The 14794-nt window shown below is 63.3% G+C and carries 12 protein-coding genes and 7 pseudogenes; 11 read left to right on the top strand and 8 right to left on the bottom strand.

Features of this window, described 5'->3' with window-relative positions; translation table 11 throughout:
• Positions 1-126: 126 nt before the first annotated feature.
• Positions 127-482 (bottom strand): annotated as a pseudogene (locus PAM7066_RS18250) (transposase); the annotation flags it as partial.
• A gap of 618 nt (positions 483-1100) precedes the next feature.
• Here PAM7066_RS18250 and PAM7066_RS18245 point away from each other — a divergent pair.
• From PAM7066_RS18245 to PAM7066_RS18235, 3 genes are read left to right on the top strand one after another with little or no spacing between them, the layout of a single operon-like run.
• Positions 1101-2069, top strand: coding sequence for a zinc-dependent alcohol dehydrogenase family protein (locus PAM7066_RS18245; RefSeq protein ID WP_085855643.1), 969 nt, complete (start codon positions 1101-1103; stop codon positions 2067-2069).
• A 4-nt stretch (positions 2070-2073) separates the two neighbouring features.
• Positions 2074-3090 (top strand): LLM class oxidoreductase, encoded by a 1017-nt coding sequence (locus PAM7066_RS18240; RefSeq protein WP_085855642.1) that lies wholly within the window; start codon positions 2074-2076, stop codon positions 3088-3090.
• Between the two features lie 29 nt (positions 3091-3119).
• A complete protein-coding gene (locus PAM7066_RS18235) occupies positions 3120-3437 on the top strand; it encodes an antibiotic biosynthesis monooxygenase family protein (protein WP_175484739.1) in 318 nt (105 codons plus the stop codon).
• Between the two features lie 143 nt (positions 3438-3580).
• Here PAM7066_RS18235 and PAM7066_RS18230 read toward each other — a convergent pair whose 3' ends face one another.
• The 3 genes and pseudogenes from PAM7066_RS18230 to PAM7066_RS18220 form a co-directional block, all read right to left on the bottom strand.
• Positions 3581-4039, bottom strand: coding sequence for an aldehyde dehydrogenase family protein (locus PAM7066_RS18230; protein WP_245749766.1), 459 nt, complete (start codon positions 4037-4039; stop codon positions 3581-3583).
• A gap of 14 nt (positions 4040-4053) precedes the next feature.
• Positions 4054-4929, bottom strand: a pseudogene (locus PAM7066_RS18225) (IS3 family transposase); the annotation flags it as partial.
• Positions 4930-5180: 251 nt separating this feature from the next.
• Positions 5181-6054: pseudogene (locus PAM7066_RS18220) on the bottom strand (IS110 family RNA-guided transposase).
• A gap of 243 nt (positions 6055-6297) precedes the next feature.
• Between PAM7066_RS18220 and PAM7066_RS18215 the strand changes: the two are divergent.
• From PAM7066_RS18215 to PAM7066_RS18205, 3 genes and pseudogenes are all read left to right on the top strand, one after another.
• Positions 6298-6528 carry a hypothetical protein gene (locus PAM7066_RS18215; protein WP_085855640.1) on the top strand — a complete coding sequence of 77 codons (231 nt, stop codon included), beginning with the start codon at positions 6298-6300 and terminating at the stop codon, positions 6526-6528.
• Positions 6529-6559: 31 nt separating this feature from the next.
• Positions 6560-6838, top strand: a pseudogene (locus PAM7066_RS19690) (transposase); the annotation flags it as partial.
• 54 nt (positions 6839-6892) lie between these two features.
• The gene (locus PAM7066_RS18205) at positions 6893-7546 is read left to right on the top strand and encodes a hydrolase (protein WP_085855599.1); all 654 of its coding nucleotides are present in this window, start codon (positions 6893-6895) and stop codon (positions 7544-7546) included.
• A 365-nt stretch (positions 7547-7911) separates the two neighbouring features.
• On the opposite strand, the gene PAM7066_RS19210 is transcribed toward PAM7066_RS18205, so the two are convergent.
• On the bottom strand, positions 7912-8235 hold the full coding sequence (locus PAM7066_RS19210) for a hypothetical protein (RefSeq protein ID WP_217640011.1): 324 nt from the start codon (positions 8233-8235) through the stop codon (positions 7912-7914).
• 271 nt (positions 8236-8506) lie between these two features.
• Positions 8507-8635, bottom strand: coding sequence for a hypothetical protein (locus PAM7066_RS19560; protein WP_276326096.1), 129 nt, complete (start codon positions 8633-8635; stop codon positions 8507-8509).
• A gap of 1344 nt (positions 8636-9979) precedes the next feature.
• On the opposite strand from PAM7066_RS19560, the gene PAM7066_RS18195 reads away from it, so the two are divergent.
• A complete protein-coding gene (locus tag PAM7066_RS18195; protein WP_085855638.1) occupies positions 9980-11017 on the top strand; it encodes a helix-turn-helix domain-containing protein in 1038 nt (345 codons plus the stop codon).
• 277 nt (positions 11018-11294) lie between these two features.
• Here the strand turns inward: PAM7066_RS18195 and PAM7066_RS18190 are convergent.
• Positions 11295-11621: pseudogene (locus PAM7066_RS18190) on the bottom strand (transposase); the annotation flags it as partial.
• Positions 11622-11927: 306 nt separating this feature from the next.
• Here PAM7066_RS18190 and PAM7066_RS19685 point away from each other — a divergent pair.
• A complete protein-coding gene (locus PAM7066_RS19685; RefSeq protein ID WP_085855637.1) occupies positions 11928-12272 on the top strand; it encodes an IS110 family transposase in 345 nt (114 codons plus the stop codon).
• A 98-nt stretch (positions 12273-12370) separates the two neighbouring features.
• Here the strand turns inward: PAM7066_RS19685 and PAM7066_RS18180 are convergent.
• Positions 12371-12800 (bottom strand): annotated as a pseudogene (locus tag PAM7066_RS18180) (transposase); the annotation flags it as partial.
• Positions 12801-12861: 61 nt separating this feature from the next.
• Here PAM7066_RS18180 and PAM7066_RS18175 point away from each other — a divergent pair.
• From PAM7066_RS18175 to PAM7066_RS18165, 3 genes and pseudogenes are all read left to right on the top strand, one after another.
• A pseudogene (locus tag PAM7066_RS18175) lies at positions 12862-13224 on the top strand (IS110 family transposase); the annotation flags it as partial.
• A 200-nt stretch (positions 13225-13424) separates the two neighbouring features.
• The gene (locus tag PAM7066_RS18170; protein ID WP_139215061.1) at positions 13425-13697 is read left to right on the top strand and encodes a hypothetical protein; all 273 of its coding nucleotides are present in this window, start codon (positions 13425-13427) and stop codon (positions 13695-13697) included.
• Positions 13698-13757: 60 nt separating this feature from the next.
• Positions 13758-14513, top strand: a complete 756-nt coding sequence (locus PAM7066_RS18165; RefSeq protein WP_085855634.1) for a histidine phosphatase family protein — start codon at positions 13758-13760, stop codon at positions 14511-14513.
• The last annotated feature ends 281 nt before the right edge of the window (positions 14514-14794 follow it).

The following is a 14794-nucleotide window of genomic DNA, read 5'->3' as shown; positions in this document are numbered from 1 at the left end:
TCTACTCTGCCCGGGGCCAAGCCGAGACGCGGCGCCACGGTGAGCGCTTCGGGCAAGCCGCACGGAGCTTCCACCAAATCCAGTAGGCGCAGCCGTGCAGCATCAGGCGCATCCGATTGGCGTTGGCCACTTTCCCTCAAAGGCATCGAGCACCACGGCCGCCTGATCCGCTGTCGCGCGCTGTAGTTCTCGCGCAGATCGGCGGCCACGGCCTTGCGGACCTTCCCAGAGCAGGAGCTCAGCGAATGGCGCACCAGGTGGACGATGAAAGTTCGGCTGGTCGCTTCCGGGAAAGCGGCCGCGATCGCCTCGGGGAAGCCCTTTAGCCCGTCAACGACAGCAATCAGGATATCATACACGCCCCAGTTCTTCAGCTCGGTCATCACCGAGAGCCAGAATTTGGCGCCTTCATTCTCGACGATCCAGAGGCCCAGAACCTCCCGTACCCAGTCGCGGCTGACGCCGAGAGCCACGAGGACCGCCGCCGCCTCGCTTATGGTGCGCATATAAGAATCGACCCAACTTCCTAGCGCGGGGTGCAGGAGGAACTGCTGCGCTGACCGCCTTCGAGCTGCTGCCGATGCGCCGGTTCGGCAACTGTGGCGTCCCTTTCGTCGCGTGCGCTGCTCGCTCCTCGGTCAGGTGTTCATCCAGCTCGGCGCTCAAGGCGTGCTATGCCAGCGCCTTGGTCAACTCCATGAGACCAGCGTCCAAAGCTTCGCCAAGCAAGCCTTTGCCAGTCTCCGTTCAGCAAGCGAAGCCCGCGCTAAGCAAAAGCGACATCGTAGCAAGTTCGGCACTTTCACGGCAGTTCCCGCGCCGCGCCGCTCAGGCGGCTTCTCTATTTTCAGGCACAAGAGCTCGGCTCTTTTTCACAAAGGATGGATCATGACCTTCCGCAACGGCCTCAACTCGCCTCTTCGCCCCGAAGACTCGGCCCTCGTTCTGATCGACCACCAGCCAAGCGCAACGAAGAGAGCATTCGGCGCTCGTTGAAGATCTTGAAGACGAACTGCAACGCGGGGGCGAGCGCCGCGGGACGCTTCACCGGGGTATCGTCTTTTCGCGATCTTTAGATCTAAGAAAACGGAGAAACGACGATGCAAGCACTCACGCTACCCCGCTTCGGCGGACCCGATGCTTTTACCCTGTCGGACCTCGAGATGCCTTCGCCCGGCTCCGGCGAAGTCCTGGTCCGGGTTCATGCGACCTCGATCAACCCGCTCGACTACCAGGTGCGGCGCGGCGACTACGCCGACCTCGTCCCCCTGCCCGCGATCACCGGTCACGACGTCTCGGGCGTCGTCGAAGCCGTCGGCACCGGCGTCTCGGCGTTCAGGCCGGGCGACGCGGTGTGGTACACGCCGCAGATCTTCGGCGGCCCCGGAAGCTATGCCGAGTACCACGTCGCCAGCGAGGCGATCGTCGGCCACAAGCCGGCCGGCCTTACGCACCTCGAGGCGGCCAGCCTCAGCCTCGTCGGCGGGACGGTCTGGGAGGCGCTGATCGGCCGCGCCGGTCTTCGCGTCGGTGAGAGCATCCTCATCCACGGCGCCGCCGGCGGCGTCGGCCACATTGCCGTGCAGGTCGCGAAGGCCACCGGAGCCTTCGTCATAGCGACCGCCTCCGACTACAACGCGGACTTCGTCGGAAGCCTCGGCGCCGACGTGGTGATCGACTACCGCGCGGAGGACTACGTCGCAGCCGTGAACCGCGAGACGGCAGGCGCGGGCGTGGACGTGGTGCTCGACACGATCGGCGACGACACGCTGGAGAAAAGCCCGCACGTGCTGGCACAGCTCGGCCGGATCGTCTCCATCGTCGATATTGCCAAGCCGCAGAACCTAGTCGAGGCATGGGGGCGCAACGCCAGCTACCACTTCGTGTTCACCCGCCAGAACCGCGGCAAGCTAGATGAGCTGTCGACTCTGGTCCAGCGCGGCCTCCTCAAGCCCCACGTCGGTGCGAGCTATCCGCTTGCCGGAATCCCCGAGGCCCACGCGCTGCTGGAGCGCCCGCGCAACGGACTGCGCGGCAAGATCGGCATCGCCGTTACCGAGAAGGACTGATCCCATGGACAATGCACTGTCCGGCGACCGCTTTGCGGGCGCCGCCCTCCCCGGCCATGACACCTTCGACCGGGTCTTCGTGCCCGGCAGGACGACGCTCGGCCTGTTCTTTCCCATCGAGGCCTTCAAGGGCCTCGTGCCGACCCTGAAGGACCAGGCGTCACTGGCGCAGATGGCGGAAAGCTTGGGCTTCACGGCGCTCTGGGCACGCGACGTGCCGCTGCTGGACCCCAACTTCGGCGACGTCGGCCAGATTCACGACCCTTGGGTCTGGCTTGCCGCGATGGCGACCCACACTAGCCAGATCGCGCTGGCGACGGGGGCCGCGGTGATCACATTGCGCCATCCGCTGGAGTCGGCGAAGGCGGCGGCGTCGGTCGATCTTCTGTCCGGCGGACGCGTTCTGCTGGGCGTGGCCAGCGGCGACCGGCCGGTCGAGTTTCCGGCCTACGGACGCGACCACGCCACGCGCGGCGCGGACTTCCGCGAGACGCTCGGCTTTTTGCGCCGCGCGTTGGGCGAGAGCTTTCCCGACATCAGCTCGCCGCTCGGGCGGATGCGGGGCGTCGACCTTCTGCCGAAGCCGGTCCGCGGCCGGTTGCCGATCCTGATCACGGGTCGCAGCCAGCAGCCGCTCGACTGGGTCGCCGCCCACACCGACGCCTGGCTGACCTACCCCCGCCCCCCGGCGGCACACCGCAAGGCTATGCAGGAGTGGCGGACCGCCGCCGACCTAGCCGGCGTCGCGACGCCCCCAGTCGCCCAGTCGCTGTACATCGACCTGGCGGAAGACCCGGGTGCGCAGCCGACGCCCATCCACCTGGGCTATCGCTTGGGGCGCCAAGCTCTGACCGACCTTCTGCTCGGCCTAGCGGAGACCGGGGTTGGTCACGTCGCGCTGAACCTGCGTTTCGCGTCGCGCGATGCACGCGACGTGGTCGAAGAGATCGGCACGCACGTGATCCCCGGTTTCGACGGCGTCGGTGCGCCGCTGCCCGGCCCGGCGGTCGTCGCGCCGTAATCATGATCAGCAACCGGAGGCACATCGCCATGGTCATCGAACTTGCAAAATTCCAGCTCGCGCCTGGCAAGACCGGAGCGTTTCTGAACGCGATCGACGAGGCCGCTCCGCTCCTGCAGGGTGCCCCCGGCTATCGGGGTCACAGCATAGGCCTCGGTGTCGAGGACCCGGGGACGGCGACCCTGATCGTCGCTTGGCGAAGCCACGCCGATCACGTGGCCCGGTTCGAGCCGAGCGAAGCCCACCAGGCTCTGATGGACAGACTCGATGGGCTTTACGAGGGCGACGTCGAAGTCGTCCACGTCGATGCGGAGGTGCCGCAGCCGTCCGTCACCCGGCACGCCTGAGCCGCCGCGTCCCGGGCGACCGGGGCCGGTCGTGCCGGGGCGCCCGGACCGCGAAGCAGGCGCAAGCGCCGGCGCGCGAGCCTCTACGGCCTGATGCGGCGGGAACATTTCGCTCCGGTCGAGGCACCGGTCACGACCGATCATCACCGTCCGTTGGTCGGTTGCCGCCAATCCTTCCGGCGCATCAGGATCATCTTTTCCTGCATCATGTCGCGCATGGTGTAAGGAATACCCCCAGTTCCGTAGCCGCTTTCCCGGCGCCCGGCGAATGGCATCCAGTCTGTCCGGTCGGCTGTAGAATGGCTTATCATGACCGCCGAGGCGTCCAGTCGATCAGCTGCGCGCGGCGCAATGTCGATATCCTGTGCGAACACGCTGGCCTGAAATGCCGTAGGCAGGGCGTTGGCGGGCGAAATCAACTCGGCGACGTCGCGATAGCCAAAGATCGCAACCACCGAGCCGAAGACTTCTTCGGTCGCGATCTTTGCGTCCGGAGCTGGATCAAGCAGGACCGCGGGACGAAGCATGGTTTCGGACAGCTGTTCTCCCCCGGTTGCGAGAACAGCGCCCTTCCCTGCGGCCTCTCGGGTCCAGTCCGAAATCCGATCGGCCTCCCGCGGGCAGGATCAGCGGTCCGACCTCGGTATCGCCGAGTGTTGGATCGCCGGTGGGCGGCATCGCGGGTGCGGTAGACCTTGCGGGCAGTCCGCTCGGTCTTCGGCGAAGAGAAGAAGCTCTCCATCGCCGAGTTGTCCCAGACGTTGCCGGCCCGGCTCATCGAACAGATGATACCGTTGTCGAGGAGCAGGCGTTGGAACTGCTCACTCGTATATTGCGATCGCTGGTCCGAATGATGCAGCAGCGCGTCGGCCTTGCCGCGGCGCCAGATGGCCATTATGAGCGCGTCCATGACCAGTGAGGCATCCCAATCCGCCTTCATGGATCCCGTCGACCGACAGGCGATTGCTTGCAATCGCCGAGAGGGCGGACCACGCGGCGGGAGAAGAGATCCAGCACGACGGCGACATAGAGCCATCCCTCCGCCGTCCAGATGTAGGTGAAGTCGGCCAGCTGTCACCCGGCAGGCGATTGCGCAGCATTTGCCGAGAGGGCACTTCTGGTTGGGCCGGTCGGCCTCGAAATCGCGGTCGAGAATATTGTCGGCGATGACCGACCGTTCGCCGTCGTCCTTCGGCTTCCCGCGTCGCTTCGGCCGCGCCCTCATAGCGTTCTTCCGCATCAGACGCTCGATCCGATGCAGTCCGCATGCAAGTCCCTCCTCGAGAACGTCACGCCAGACGCGGCGGGCGCCATAGGTGCGATCGCTGGCCCTGAAGCTCTTGTCGATCGCCGCGACGAGCTTCGCATCTTGGGCCGCCCGGTTGCTGATCGGTCGCTTCAGCCAGGCGTGGAAACCGGACCGAGAGACGCCCAGCACCTCGCACATCCATCTGACCGGCCAGTTATGCCGGTGCTTCGCGACGAAAGCGAAGCTTGATTTTTGACATTGTAGCGGGGCTTCAATCGGTCGTGTGTCAGGCCTCTCAATGTGGCCTTGATGACGCCACGGGCCGGTATGCTGTCCGGAAAGCAAGGCCCACATCGGTTCAGAGAGCTGTAACGCTCGAGCTCCGGGTCTGGGTGTCCCCGCCTTGAACTTTGAAGTACGTGTCGCTTACTCCGTCGTCGATCACTCACCCCGGCCTCGCGGCCATGCCGTGCTCCCTTTCGCTCGGATCGGGATCACGCCATTCGATAATCCTCCTGCTTCACACTCATAGCCCAGGTCATGCGGGCCATCTTGTTTGCCAGCGCCACCGCAGCCACCATCTTCGGCTTTCGTGCGACCAGATCAGCCAACCAACGGTTCGTGCTGCCGCCCTTTCTCACGACCCAGCGGATCACGCTCATAGCTCCGACGATCAACAGCCGTCGAATGTCGGTCTGACCCATCTTGCTCACGGCTCCGAGCCGTGCCTTGCCGCCGGTCGATCTCTGTCGTGGGACCAAGCCCAGCCATGCAGCGAAGTTGCGCCCGCTGTCGAACACGTCGAGGTTTGGGGCGAAGGCGGCAATGGCGCCAGCAGTGACAGGACCGACTCCCGGCACGGTGCACAGTCTCCGCAGTTCGGCATCCGTCTTCGACGCGGTCTCGAGTTCGGTGGCGAGCCGGTCAACGACCTCGGTGATCTGGGCGATCTGTTCAGATTAGAGCGCGCCCATCTCGCGGACCGCGTCGGGCAAGTCGACGTCGGGCTCGGCAAGAGCGTGTTCCAGCAGCTTGAGGGTGGCCGGCCCCTTCGGCGCAACAAGGCCAAACTCGGCGAGATGCCCACGAAGCGCGTTGATCAGTTGCGTCCTCTGCCGCACGAGACACTGATGTGTCCGAAACGCCACCGCGCGCGCCTGCTTCTCGGCGGACTTGACCGCCACAAACCTCATCGAGGGCCGGGACGCCGCCTCCGCGATGGCTTCGGCATCCGCACGGTCGTTCTTCTGGCGCTTTCCGAGGCCGTGACATCGCCTTGTTAAAGACGACCCGGCCATCGGGCCCGACGCCGCAGACCTGAAAGCTCCCCTGGGCGAGATCGATCGCCAGCATGCAAGCTTCAGTCATGGATGCTCCCTCCCTTGGTTCCTATAGAACCGTTCTGGCACACTCGATGCCGTTGGTGGGGGGCATCCACCGCATCAGTTCAAAATGACGATGGCGGTCATGTTGTCGTGGCAAGGCTCGCTCGTGAACGCGATGCCGTCGTGTGCTTCGAGTCGACGGGGGGCAGGAGTGGCGGCTGCCGGGCGCAGCCTTCCAGCTGAACATCTTCGACTTCTCAGGGCCCTGACCAGCAAGAGGGCTCAAATGGTCGAGATGCGCAAAAGGCTGTTGACCCAAATCCGAGCGCACCAGAAGTCAGGCACCGCCGAGCTGTTCCAGGAGCTGGACGCGGAGCTGAAAGACAGGCTGGACGGGATGATCGCAGAGCTGGAAGCCGGATCTCAAGCTTGTTGGAACGTGATGATCGTCTGTCTGAAACCGCCTGCATCCTTCGCTCCATACCCGGTATCGGCCCGGTGGCCGGTTCAACTCTAATTGCCGAACTGCCTGAACTCGGCACCCTGCAGGAGAGGAAGCCGCTGCACTGACTCGCTTGGCACCCATTGCACAAGACAGTGGGACGCTTCGCGGAAAGCGCGCCATTGCCGGCGGGCGGAGAGCCTTGCGGCCTGTTCTGTTCCAGGCCGGTACGGCAACGACACGATCGGCCGGGCAGGCGTTGTTACCCCAGCAGTTTCAAGGACCATTTGCCACAGCCGGCTGCGCCGGTTGGGAGCCGATCGGAAATCCGGAAAAACGCGATCTGCAATCCAGAAGCGTTCGGGGACGGAAGAGGACATGTTGATGCCTGTCATCGCGACAAAACACCTTGCCGAAACGCAACCAGATGGAGCACACCATGACCTTCCGCAACGGCCTCGACTCGCTTCTCCGCCCCGAGGATTCGGTCCTCGTTCTGATCGATCACCAGCCATACCAACTCGCCAACCTGAACAGCCACGACCCGCACATGGTGGTGAACAACACGACCGCGCTGGCCAAGTGCGCCAAGGTGTTCGGCGTGCCCACGATCCTGACCAGCGTCGTTGCCGACCGGGGCGGCGTGATCTTCCCGCATGTCACCGAGGTGTTCCCCGGCCAGGACGTGATCGACCGCACCACGATCAACACCTGGGAGGATCCCAAGGTCGTAGAGGCGGTCAAGGCGACGGGGCGCACGCAACTCATCATCGCCGGCCTGTGGACGGAGATCTGCGTGGCGATGCCCGCGCTGCAGGCAGCCGGCGAAGGCTGGGACGTCACAGTAATCACCGATGCGTCAGGCGGCACGTCGGTCGAGGCCCACGAGGTCGCCATCCAGCGCATGATCGCGGGCGGCATCAACATGATGACCTGGCTGGCGCTGGCATCGGAATGGCAGCGCGACTGGGCTCGAGCCGAGACGGCGACCGCCCTGAACGACGCCCTCAGGAACCATCTCGGCGGCAGTGCCATCGCCTATCTGTGGGAGCAGCAGCTTCTCAATACCCCCGTGCCCGCCAAGGGGGCATGATCCCTGGCCGGCGTGGCAGCCATCGCTGCGCCGGCCAACATTGCCCCGCTCCCGTCGCCGCCCCTCGGGCCTGAGCGGGACGGCTCGCGGCCTTTGCGCGTCGCCGGCGACGCCGCCGCCGCCTGCATGGAGGCGACGCATGGGTCCGATCATCACTCTCTGAAGATGACACTCGCGATCTTGCCGCGCGTTTCTTCGAGCGCGATCACGCTCCGGGTCCAATCCCCATGCTCACCAAGCAAATTGCGCCTCAGCCAAGCCAGGCCAGACGCCGGGTCGCCTCCAGCGCGTCAGGGTTCTCCGCCTCGGACTCAGGCGCACCGAGCCCCGCATCATGCCGAGGCCGTGACCAACGGCCGCAATTGTCACAAGGGCGTCGACGCCTGGCGCGTCATGGAACGCATCCGCATGCCACTCAGCGCCGCGCGGCGTAGAATGGGAATCGCCCCTCTCTCCGCAGACCACGCGGGCCGGCAATGCGATGCCCCCGAAATCCACGTCGAGGAGGGGAAAATGCCTAGCACGTTCGGGTATCTGTCGGAACCGCCGCGCTCCGGCGTCGCGAGCAAGACGCCAGCGTGGATGCGCGGATCGAAGAAATTCTCTCCTTGTAAACGCGCGCCGAGCAGCAGGTGACAGGTGTGGCCGCCGAAGGATTGGCCCGCGCCGGCGATCCGGCCGTGGTCCAACTGCCCTGCGACCGCCGGTGCCTACCGCTCGATCTCGGACAGTCGGTCTAGGATGGCGCGCATCTCGTTCACGTGCTCTCGGCAGGAGAAGGGGCCGCCGGGCAGGTCGGAATCGAGGCCGCCGACCCGTGCGCTGGCATGCGTCGTCTCGATGACAGGATCCCGGGCTCAGCCCAGAACTGGGTGAGAGTGGCGTAGCGGTCGTTCGAGAGGATATACTTGGACGGGCCGTAGCCGCGCGAAAGAACGACGACCGGCACGGCGCTGCCCGTTACGGGGCGGCCAGGCGCAGTTCCAGAGGTTGGAGACCGAGCATGTTCAGTAGGATCGGCGTGCGGGCCACGGTAAGGGAGGGATGCGGCGTCGTCAGGACGCGAGACAGGCCGATCAGTCGGTTCATCTTCAAGCATTCTCCGGGGAGGGCGGACGCGTCGCCTTGGCTGCGGAGTCGCGAGGCCTTCCTCGCCGAACCAGGTTTCGGCATCGGCCCTGGCGGGCAGCTTCATCGGGGCGGTCTGGTCGGTCACCGCGCGCCAGACAGCCTGCGCGACAACGCGGACCTGCGTCGTCTCGGTCGCGAATCCTAGGGTTGGAAAGGGTGCCGGCATCTCGCGAATCGGTTGTTTTCGCGAATTTCCGAAAGGGAGTCGGACGCGTCGATGAAATACGTGACCCACTGGCGCAATGGCCATCATCAAGACCCTGCTACGTCATGGCCGCCTGACCAGCGCGGACATCGCCGATCTGGTCGGCTAACGCTCGGTATGCGCATTTGGTATGGCGTTCGCGCTGCCCGAAGGCATCTCGCCCGGCGAATTTGCCGGCGGTCAGTTCCGAGAAGCCAGATAGCGGAGAACGTGGCTCCGCCACCACTTGTATGCACTGCCGGCTCCTCCCCGCCCACTACACGGCTCAGCGAGAACAAAGCCAGATCAGAATTGCGCGTCCAGCGCGGCGCAGGCGCCCGTGCCCTGCTCCGCGTCGACCTGCCCGAGAAGCTCGATCTGCCGTTCGACGATACTAGCAGGGACACACTTCATGGACCCGGCGATGTGGAGAATAGTTGAGCCTTCTGCTTGTCGTCTGATAGCGCAAACAGCGCGCCGGGCTGGCTGAGATAGTCTTTCCTGCCCCGGTACTCTCAACGCGCTGCCGCTCCATCGATCTGGAGCGTCGGCTCTGCAAAAGAGCGGTCTTCGACCGCGCCGCCGACACTGTTCGGATCGGAGCACGCGTCGTGTTTCGTACCAGCACAAACGCTTCGTCGATTTGGTCTTGAGCAAAACCTGAAGGGGGAAAGGCGTTCGCAGCGGTGAAAGCGCCGCCAGAGTACTGGGCCGTGCGCCGGGTCAAAGTCGCGGGTCAGATCATTGGTGCGCATTGGTGATCCGTTCTCCTCGTCGGACTTCGTCGTTCCGCAACATACGCTGCGTCGGGATAATCGCGCACAGGTAGGCCGGCTTCGGAACCGCGAGCGTTGCTTGTTCTGCTGCGCATTTGCCGAACTTGCGCACTATCCCACCCGGCTGCCCCAGCGCGCGCACTAGTTGAAGTTGATTGCGCCACAAGTCGGCGATGGCGGCGATTGCGCAGCGACAGACTATAGCATTCAGGAATAGACCGCCAAAAACTCGATATTTTACGAATAACTCGGGAGAGCGTACGCTAGCCTTCGGTGGAGCGCTCCGCGAGGCACATGGCCTTCTACCCTCTTCAACAACCTAACAGAAAAGGCGGACAAAGGATGACACTCCCTACCTATTCTTCGTTTGCCCAATGGTACGAGCAAGGTGATCTCGCATCCTACGTTCGGGCAAGAAAATCCGCCGGCGGAATACTTAGTATTATCGAGGCGGCGCAACCGGCCGGCGACATGTCAGACCCTGCGGTGCCGGATCTAGTTCTGCATCAGGATCTGATTGGCGGCACGCGTGTCAGCGGTGATCTGGGCGCGGGAGCATTCGACGTCACAAGCGACAAAGGCGGCTTCTTCCTCGCGAAACCGAACTTCGCCAACAAGATGATCGTCGATTCCTGCCATCAGTTTCGCAGCCTGGCGTTGCCTCTGTCGCATTGGCAAAGCGCATTCGACGAAGCTAATGTTGGCGCAATAGTACTCGATCGGCCTGAAGTCTTCAGAGGGTCATTCAAATCACCTGAAATCCGTGCTGCAATCAGATGCCTTTGGGCCATTTGCGCAGACGAGGGTGTGCCATCTCGTTTGCTGGCGCGCGCCGCAGGCTATGAGATCATATCCCACCTGTGCCGGCTGGGTGGTGCATCGCCTGTACCGGCCAAGGGCGGCCTCTCGTCTTGGGCGAAGCGACGTTGCATCGAGCTTATGCATGCAAGGCTTTCGGAAGACATCAGTATGGAGGAATTGGCTGACGAGGCGCAACTCTCTCCGTTTCATTTCGCCCGGATGTTCAAGCAGAGCCTCGGCGTGCCGCCGCGGGTCTACCTGACGCAACTAAGAATGGAAAAGGCCTGCGAACTTCTTGAGCATACGGACATTCCGATCACGGAGATCGCTTTTGAGGTCGGGTATTCGTCGAACCAGGTGCTCGCCCGGGTCTTTAACAAGAATAGGCATATGAGCCCGACCGAGTATCGACGGGCTGTTCGCGAGCCAGGAAGAACTATTGAAGTGCCCCGTCTGAAATTGTCCGCTCATCGGGATAGAATGATCCCGTCTAGGAGAGGACCAGAGAATAGCTGGAAGCGAGAGAAGCCCGAGGATATCGTCCTGAAGCTGCGGCAGGTGGAAGTGCTGGCAGGCTGAAGGCTGTCGGTCGGTGATGCGGTGCGCCAAGTCGGCATCACGCTGCGGTAGTGGGTCAGTTTAAAAATGAGTAGAGCAAGAGAACATGCGGTGCCGACGCACCAGCGGCAAACGTGCCAATCGTGCGGTCGCACTGACAAGTTCGACTTCAACGTGCCGGATGAAATTTAAACAGCAGTTGTCCCGGCGCGACTATCCGGTCGTGTAGTTTGCATGGGATGCTTCGATGAATTTGCGCGTCAGTCAGGCGTCGAATACGAACCATATATCCGACGCCAGCCTCCTTGAGGATCTCGACCTCGAGCGTCTTGCGCCGGAGCCGCCGTTCCAGCTCACGGATGCGATCCTCCATCTGGCGAACCGCGCGATTGCCCCTCTCGGAGATTGCGTGCAATCGCCTGCCGGGCAGCGGGATCACGTCGCCATCCTTGGACACGGCTACGGCTCCCCCATCCACCATCAGGCGGCGCCAACGATACAGAAGGGTCGGAGCAACGCCATTCCGGCGAGCGACGATCTGCATCTTCTCGGCAGCAGGCCATCGGCGCCGACGGCCGCCATCGATAATAATCCCATAGTCGGACATAGGCACGTGCTTAGACATATGCCTAAGCCTCCAAGGTTATGGCTGAGTGATGGTGTGGATGCCCCCGCCCAACGGCATCGCAATGTGCCAATGTGGTGATGTTCACGTCACCAATGAGGGAGGAGAGACATCCATGAACGAGGTTAACATTGTCGGCATCGACTTGGCAAAAAGCGTGTTCCAGATCTAGGGAGCACCGGCCGAGGGCGCAGTGCTGTTCCGTAAGAAGCTCACGCGCTCCCAATTCGCGCGGTTCATGGCTTCGCTACCGCGTTGCATCGTCGCCGTGGAGGCTTGTGGGACGCCCACTACTGGGGCCGACAGATGCAGCGCCTGGCACACGAGATCCGGCTGATACCGCCGATCTACGTCAGACCTTTCGTGAGGCGTCAGAAGAATGATATGGCTGACGCGGAGGCAATCGCAGAAGCCGCCATGCGCCCGACAATGCGGATCGTTCCGGTGAAGTCTTCCGGCCAACAGGCCCGTGCGATGCTGTTCCGCACCCGCGAGTTGCTGGTCGGACAGCGGACGCGATTGATCAACGCCCTGGTGCGCACCTGTCAGAGCACGGTATCGCCGTCCCAAACGGGCTGGGCAATGTGGAGCGTCATGCCGCAATCGTCCGCGCTGATGGCGGGGATCTGCCCGACTTGGTGTGCGAGATGAGTGACGTCTATCTCCATCGGATTACTCAAACGAGCGACGAGATGCGAAAGCTTGAGCTTCGGTTATCCTCTGAAGCCAAGAAGAGCGCGGTCGTGCAGAACCCGACTACGCGCGCTATCATGCTTGCGGGCGTGCCGTTTGCCCTCGCCCCGCACCTTGATGCCGGTGCTGTCGACTAGCAGATGCCGCGGGCCGCCGCTACCCCGGTATGGCAGTTGCACGGCCAGCATCTTCTGCCGTCGACACAGCGTGGAGAAGTCCGGCACCGGCCAGTCGAGGCCCGCGAGCTTCAGCAGGCTCGCCACGAACCTCGCGGTCTGGTGCAGCGGCAGTCCGAACAGGACCTTGATAGTCAGGCAGGCCCGGGTGGCGGCGTCTGCGTGGACCGGCTGGCCGACGCGCTTACCTGACGGCGCCGCGTTCCAAGGTGTCGACGGATCAAACCAGCCGGTCAATGATCCTCGCTCACTGATTGACGCGTCGTAGGCAGTTCAGGGTCCGGTAGCGGGTGAGCAGGGGCTTGGACATGCCGCCCAGCTATGCTTCGGGAATCGCATTGTGATTTCCGGGCAGGCTTTGTGGAACAACGCTGGTGCATGGGGCCGACGGCACTGGCCGTGCAGTCCCGCACAAGAAGTTGCGGGGCGCACAGGTGCTGGAGTTTTTCGGCCAGTTCCCCGCTTCCGTCGTCGCAATGGAAGCCTGCGGCGGCGCTCACTTCTGCGGTCGTGAGATCGGCAGGCTAGGCCATGACGTTCGGCTGATCCCACCCGCCGACGTCAAGCCGTTCGTGAAGCGGCAGAATAGTGATGCGGCCGATGCCGAGGCCATCTGCGAGGCGGCATTGCGGCCGACCATGCGCTTCGTTCCGGTGAAGAGTGAGGAGACCCAGGACGCGGCCATGGTCTTCCGCGTGCACGAGCTTCTGATCCGGCGGTGGACCCAGGCCATCAGAACCTGGTTGCCGCAGTCTTGCAGCATCGCCCGGGACTCTCGCAGGGCTAGTGGAGGCAATCTGCAATAGGCAATGAAACTGCGCAAGATCTGAACGGACTGCGCAATGGCTGCCACGTTTCGGATTCGCGCATCAAGTATTGTCGATAGCGTCCTCGGGACATTCCGGGGCTCTTTGGACACTCAGAGGAACATATGATGAAAAATTTCCTGTACTCGGTCGCGGCCGCTGCGACGCTGGCCTTCGGACACGCCGCACCCGCCATGGCACAAGACTATGACCTGGACGGCATGCAGCAGAGCCTGACCATGCTGGAACTGACTGTGTCGCAGATCTTCACGCGAAACGGCATCGATGTCGACCCGCGGACACTCGACCTGTCGCAGATCGCCCAGATCGTTTCGCGCTTCGACTCCGGTGACGACCAGCCTACCCGTTCCGAGCTCGAGTTCATCATCAATCGCAACTGACGGTGCCTGCCACGGGCTGATCACAAAGGCCCGTGGCCACTTCACCGGGAAAGATCACCAATGAAAACCCGACTGATCGCGGCGCTTCTTACCTTGGTTGCAGGCGCCGGCTCTACGCAGGACATGGCGGCAAATCAGATTATGCGGTGGTCCGAGCATGTCGGCGAGATGACCACGTCGATGCCCCCCGCCACGGAACCTACCCGGGAGCGCCTCCGTGACACGCTGCGGTTCGAGCCTTGGCAGATGCTGGGTGACCTGTTCCGCGATGACATTGTCCTCCTGATGCGGCACGGTCCAACCGACTGGTCGTACGACGATCCCAAAGGCGTGCTTCCAACCGATTGCTCGAAACAGCGGTTGATGACGCCGGAAGGCCAAGATCAAATGCGTGACCTCGGAATTCTGTTGGCAGGCAATGGCATCGTTCCAGGCCGCATCCTCGTCAGCGAATGGTGCCGAAACCAGCAGACACTAGACGCGCTGCTGGAAGGTATCGGCCTCGTCTCCCCCGACTTCGCCACCCGCGCCGATATTGAGACGATCCCGGCTGCCAACCTTCTTCTGTCGCTTAAAGGTGCCGAGACGGTAACTGAACTCAGGCACATGATCGGCGAGTGGCAGGGCAGCGCCGCCGGGCCGCTGCTGATCATAACGCATTTCACCAATATCGCGGAACTGACGGAATTCCACGTCTACGAAGGTGAAATCCTCGTTCTCGATCCCGACAAGCGGAGTCGTGTGCTGGGGTATCTGCGGCTGAAAAGCGCCGCCCCGGACGTCGGCCATTTCGACGCTGCGAACGGACCCAGATAGACTGCCGGCCTGAAAGACCACGCTAGTTGAGCCCACATGCGCTCGCGACTGCGTGCGTTCAGGAGCAGCTGCGTCCAGCAGAGATCCCTCCAAGGCCGCAACCTCGGGGCTCGACCTGACGGGACAGGCAGTCATGACAGAAGGCGGCAAGTGCGAGCTAAGGCCGATTTTGGGTGACGCGGGCTGATCAAGCGGCGCGGCTTTCGGTGCCATCCTGTTCGGCGACACCGTCGTTGAATTTGACGCCTTCGACGACGAGAGGCAACTGGTTCGCGCCCTTC

Origin of the sequence: Palleronia marisminoris, from assembly GCF_900172315.1 — a bacterium.
GTDB classification, from domain to species: domain Bacteria; phylum Pseudomonadota; class Alphaproteobacteria; order Rhodobacterales; family Rhodobacteraceae; genus Palleronia; species Palleronia marisminoris.
This window is presented reverse-complemented; position numbering and strand designations above follow the sequence as displayed.

Coding starts and splice junctions, on each gene's coding strand:
- PAM7066_RS18245 (WP_085855643.1), top strand. CDS start 1,101: ATGCAAGCACTCACGCTACCCCGCTTCGGCGGACCCGATGCTTTTACC.
- PAM7066_RS18240 (WP_085855642.1), top strand. CDS start 2,074: ATGGACAATGCACTGTCCGGCGACCGCTTTGCGGGCGCCGCCCTCCCC.
- PAM7066_RS18235 (WP_175484739.1), top strand. CDS start 3,120: ATGGTCATCGAACTTGCAAAATTCCAGCTCGCGCCTGGCAAGACCGGA.
- PAM7066_RS18215 (WP_085855640.1), top strand. CDS start 6,298: ATGGTCGAGATGCGCAAAAGGCTGTTGACCCAAATCCGAGCGCACCAG.
- PAM7066_RS18205 (WP_085855599.1), top strand. CDS start 6,893: ATGACCTTCCGCAACGGCCTCGACTCGCTTCTCCGCCCCGAGGATTCG.
- PAM7066_RS19560 (WP_276326096.1), bottom strand. CDS start 8,635: ATGAACCGACTGATCGGCCTGTCTCGCGTCCTGACGACGCCGCATCCC.
- PAM7066_RS18195 (WP_085855638.1), top strand. CDS start 9,980: ATGACACTCCCTACCTATTCTTCGTTTGCCCAATGGTACGAGCAAGGT.
- PAM7066_RS19685 (WP_085855637.1), top strand. CDS start 11,928: ATGCAGCGCCTGGCACACGAGATCCGGCTGATACCGCCGATCTACGTC.
- PAM7066_RS18170 (WP_139215061.1), top strand. CDS start 13,425: ATGAAAAATTTCCTGTACTCGGTCGCGGCCGCTGCGACGCTGGCCTTC.
- PAM7066_RS18165 (WP_085855634.1), top strand. CDS start 13,758: ATGAAAACCCGACTGATCGCGGCGCTTCTTACCTTGGTTGCAGGCGCC.